The following is a 3,922-nucleotide window of genomic DNA, read 5'->3' on the forward strand; positions in this document are numbered from 1 at the left end:
CCGCGACGGGGCGGACGTCGTCGTCGTGGCGAGCCAGGGCGGCCGTCCCGAGCATCCGCAGTGGTACCGCAACCTGGTGGCGAACCCCGACACGCATGTGCAGATCGGGGCCGAGCGCTCGGCGGTGCGCGCCGTGGTCGCCGATGCCGGCGAACGGGACCGCCTGTGGCCCAAGCTCGTTGACGCCTACGCCGACTTCGACACTTACCAGAGCTGGACCGAGCGGGAAATCCCGGTCATCGTCCTGACGCCGCGCTAACCCAGCGACCGTGGGCTGAAGCCCGGGTTGGCGAGCGTGGTGGCGGTCGCCGTGCCGAGTTGTCCCCGCTGGTCGAACAATGCTGCCGTGCCGGTCGCGATGCCGTCGTGACCCGAGTACGTCAGGGCAGCGAGGCCGATGTCCCTGCCCTCGGGCAGCCGGCTCAAGGTCAGCGTGTAGTCGGCATTTATATGCTGCAAACCCGTTGTGCCGTAATGGGTCAATGAACTCGCCACGTCGCCGGCCATCGAGGCGCGAGTGAACGGCGTGGTCGGCACACCATCGATGAGCGGGACCAGATCGCGGACCCAGACGAACTTCGGGCCGTCGTGCTGCCACTCGCTGAGGTCGAAGCTGCGGCCCGCGATCTCGGGGTTCCTGCCGTAGGCCCAGATCAGCAGCGGTACGCCGGCGGCCACCTTCGCGGGCTCCGGAGGCAGTGGCGGCATCGTCAGCGGTGACGTCCAGATCTCCCCAGCCGGCTGCTCGCCCTTGCGCAGGAATAGACCCGGGGCGCGAGCGACCACGGTGTCCGACTGAAGCAACTCGGCTTCGACGAGGGTGAGCCGTCTGCCCTGTCGGACGATCGCCGTGCGACCTCGCAGCGGCGCCATCGCCGCCGGACGGAACAGGTCAACCGTCAGCCGCGCGGGCTGAAGGCCCGGGTCTTCGACCGCGTTCTCCACGACGTGCCCCAGGATGCCGCCGAGGAAGTTGCCGCCGATCGTCGACCCCCACGGTCCCCTCGCCATGGTGCTCGGGACGAAGCTGTCGCCGTCGGGTGTGAAGAACGCCGGCGGCAGCTGTGTCGTCATGGGAGATGACGATATCGGGGGTGGCCCGCGGCGATCTCAGATCGCGTCGGTGATGTCCTCGAACTCGGGATGCTTGTCGATGTAGTCGGCCACCATCGAGCACGCCGGGACGATTCGCAGTCCCTCATCCCGCGTCGCGCGCAACGCTTCGGCGACGAGAATCGACGCCAGTCCGCGCCCTCGGAACGCCCGGTCCACCTCGGTGTGGGGAAAGGTGCGCCGACCGTCGCGATCGACGTAGTCGGCCAGGCCGACGGTCTGACCGTCGAGGGCGATGGTGAAGCGGTTGGGTTCCGCGGTGACGGTCGTCTGCGCGCCGGTCTGGTCGGTGGTCATGGCGTTCCTCGAGTCGGGGGATTTGGGCGGGGGAGCAGGGTCGTGGTCGGAAGCGGTGGCGCAGGCAGGCGCGCGCCGGGATAACCCGACACCGAGCCGAACCGGTCGTCGTGCTCCTGCCATTGGCGCCGGTAGCGAGCGATGTCGTCGTGGCTGCGGCCGACGAAGTTCCACCACATCACCAGTTCCTCGGCGAACGGGACGCCGCCGAGCACCAGCATGCGGGCGGGGTGTTCCCCGCTGTTGGTGAGCACGATCGTGCCGTGGCCGGGCGACTGATACCAGAGGTCGGCGATGCCGAGGGCGGTGCCTGCGGCGTCGACCTCGCCCTGGTCGAGGAGCACGCCGTGTTCGAAGGTCGGATTGACGTCGAGCTCGACCATGGCGCCCGGGGCCAGGTCGACCTGCGCTCCCAAGAGCGGGGTGAAGGTGTGTACCGGCGAGTGGATACCCCCGAGTTCACCGATGAACACCCGGATCCGGGCGGCGCCGATCGTCTGCACCGTGGGTGCGAAGTGGATGAAGTCGCGGCCGGTGTCGCGATCGGCGTCGGGCAGCGCGACCCACAGCTGGACGCCGTGCAAGATGGGCGCGCGCGAGACCGATACCTCCGAGTGACAGATGCCCGCACCCGCGGTCATCAGATTGAGCTCACCGGGCCGAACCATGGCGTGCACGCCCGCGCTGTCCCGGTGCTCGATCTCGCCGCTGAACAGCCAACTGACCGTCTGCAACCCGGTGTGGGGGTGCGGCGGCACGTCCATGCCACCGCCGGCCAGGATGTCGTGGGGGCCGTAGTGGTCGATGAAGCACCATGCCCCGATGAGCGAGCGCGCCCGCTGCGGCAGCGTCCGACGCACCCGAATCGCCCGCGGACCACCGAGCGGGACCTCACGGGGATGCAGTACACCGGTGAATCGTGAAGCACGACAAGCGAGTTGGTCGGGTGACAACTCGGTGTTGCTCATCGCCTCAGAGTAACCCCGGTCGGCAACCTCACTCCGTCATGGCGGTGCGGATGACGCCGAAGTCGTGATCGTCGATCTTGAACACACCGAACCTGAACTTGTACCCCCATTGCGCCTTGTTCTCGATGAAGTCCAGGTCGTCGATGAGCGGCCGGATGGGAGTCTCGACGCACGGTAGGAACTCGACCCGGCGCCGCCAGGGCTGGAACTCGGGGTCGAAGTCCTCCTGGTACACCTCGTCGTCGGACACCCGGCCGATCGCGGTGAACGCCTGAAGAGGCTCGCCCGTCGGGTAGTCGGTCTTCGGCGAGTAGAAGACGATCCAGTCGTCCCGCGCCATTCTGCGGAGCATGTGCGGCTTGCCGTGATTGGCCTGCGTGAAGCCGCCCGCCACGCCGCGCTGCACGTGGCCCCGGCTGACGGTATTGATCCAGAAGGTGGTCATGCAGCCACGCTACGAGCGGCCCCCGACAGGCGCCGGAAGTTATCCACAGGCCGAGAAACCACGAGGCCGCCGATGCAAGCATCGGCGGCTCGGGCGACGGTCCTGCCATGGCGCCTCACGGCAAGTGGTCGCTCTAGGCGACGAATTTAGTTGGTACCCGGGGCATGTCCAGAACCGTCGACCTAGCTTAACCGCTGACACGGCTCCGGGTATTCCAAACCGGCGACCCCTCGACGCCGGCTGCTGGTTCCGGGGGCGGTGATCAGGCGGATTCCAGGAATTGCTGGACGAAGATTCGCCGAGCGCGAACGGGATAGCCGTGGCGTTCGGCCAGCTCGCGGAGCTGGCGCAGGGCGTGGCCTCGACCGCGGCCGGACTCCGGAATCACGATGCCCGCCCAGAGGCCTTCGGCCTGCGGCAGCTCGACGGCTTCGCGTGCGCATGCCCATCGGCGTGGGCACGCGCGGCAGATGGACTTGGCGTCCTCGTCGGCAACGGTCGTCCACCGCTCGGGATCCCTGGTGCACTCACCGAGGGGCAGTCCGTCGAGTCCCACTGGGTTGGTCGCTGCCACTGCAATCCCCGCTGCCTTCATCTCGTTACTCCTTGTCAGGGCGTCGCAGTCGTGTGCGTCGCGAATGAAGCGAATGTATAGCAGTAACCGTAGCAACGCAACAGTTCAAACCGAAGCGCTTTGGACGGCGCGGTGGCGCAGGGGTGGGTCGGGGGGCCTAAACGGGTCGAACGCTGGCAGAATGTAATGGTCCGCCAACGTCAATTGTCGGGTCATACCTGCACTTCAGCGCAGCTGTCATGCTCGGCGAGCGCCCCTTCGGTACTAGCGTCCGAGGGTTGACGGGCTAGCCGTAGCGATGAGACAGTTTGGTAGGCGAACCGCGGCGGAGGCCGCCTACTGCTACGGTCCCCTGGGGCAGTCAAGCCGTAGCGCAGCGTCGATTTGGCCGCCTGTCCCACCATCCAGCACCTCCTGCCGGCATCGAGGAACGACCAAAGATGACCTTCCCAGAGGCGTCAACCGACCCGGAGTCGTTGGTGATCCGCACCGATCGGTCCTCGTTCGTGATGCCGCCGGCCGTGG

General features: G+C 67.4%; 6 protein-coding genes. 1 reads left to right on the top strand and 5 read right to left on the bottom strand.

Annotation, left to right across the window (positions count from 1 at the left end):
* On the top strand, window positions 1–259 hold a 259-nt coding region (locus tag QOD90_RS18350), incomplete at its 5' end, for a nitroreductase/quinone reductase family protein (RefSeq protein ID WP_526352255.1).
* On the opposite strand, the gene QOD90_RS18355 is transcribed toward QOD90_RS18350, so the two are convergent.
* The 5 genes from QOD90_RS18355 to QOD90_RS18375 all read right to left on the bottom strand — a co-directional run bounded on the left by QOD90_RS18355 (window position 256) and on the right by QOD90_RS18375 (window position 3,418).
* Window positions 256–1,074 (bottom strand): acyl-CoA thioesterase domain-containing protein, encoded by an 819-nt coding sequence (locus QOD90_RS18355; protein ID WP_526352256.1) that lies wholly within the window; start codon window positions 1,072–1,074, stop codon window positions 256–258. The two genes, QOD90_RS18350 and QOD90_RS18355, sit on opposite strands and share 4 nt — an antisense overlap.
* A gap of 36 nt (window positions 1,075–1,110) precedes the next feature.
* Entirely contained in the window at window positions 1,111–1,410 is a 300-nt protein-coding gene (locus QOD90_RS18360; RefSeq protein WP_526352257.1) for a GNAT family N-acetyltransferase, read from the bottom strand.
* Window positions 1,407–2,378, bottom strand: a complete 972-nt coding sequence (locus tag QOD90_RS18365) for a pirin family protein (RefSeq protein WP_526352258.1) — start codon at window positions 2,376–2,378, stop codon at window positions 1,407–1,409. The genes QOD90_RS18360 and QOD90_RS18365 overlap by 4 nt, the downstream gene beginning before the upstream one ends.
* A gap of 28 nt (window positions 2,379–2,406) precedes the next feature.
* Window positions 2,407–2,823, bottom strand: a complete 417-nt coding sequence (locus QOD90_RS18370; RefSeq protein WP_526352259.1) for an EVE domain-containing protein — start codon at window positions 2,821–2,823, stop codon at window positions 2,407–2,409.
* Window positions 2,824–3,085: 262 nt separating this feature from the next.
* Window positions 3,086–3,418, bottom strand: a complete 333-nt coding sequence (locus QOD90_RS18375) for a WhiB family transcriptional regulator (RefSeq protein ID WP_526352260.1) — start codon at window positions 3,416–3,418, stop codon at window positions 3,086–3,088.
* Window positions 3,419–3,922: the final 504 nt, after the last annotated feature.

It is taken from the genome of Mycobacterium sp., assembly GCF_032161845.1.
Classification (GTDB): Bacteria; Actinomycetota; Actinomycetes; order Mycobacteriales; family Mycobacteriaceae; genus Mycobacterium.

Bases quoted from the DNA above. Each gene is read 5' to 3' on its own strand.
- QOD90_RS18355 (WP_526352256.1), bottom strand. From the start codon at position 1,074: ATGACGACACAGCTGCCGCCGGCGTTCTTCACACCCGACGGCGACAGC.
- QOD90_RS18360 (WP_526352257.1), bottom strand. From the start codon at position 1,410: ATGACCACCGACCAGACCGGCGCGCAGACGACCGTCACCGCGGAACCC.
- QOD90_RS18365 (WP_526352258.1), bottom strand. From the start codon at position 2,378: ATGAGCAACACCGAGTTGTCACCCGACCAACTCGCTTGTCGTGCTTCA.
- QOD90_RS18370 (WP_526352259.1), bottom strand. From the start codon at position 2,823: ATGACCACCTTCTGGATCAATACCGTCAGCCGGGGCCACGTGCAGCGC.
- QOD90_RS18375 (WP_526352260.1), bottom strand. From the start codon at position 3,418: ATGAAGGCAGCGGGGATTGCAGTGGCAGCGACCAACCCAGTGGGACTC.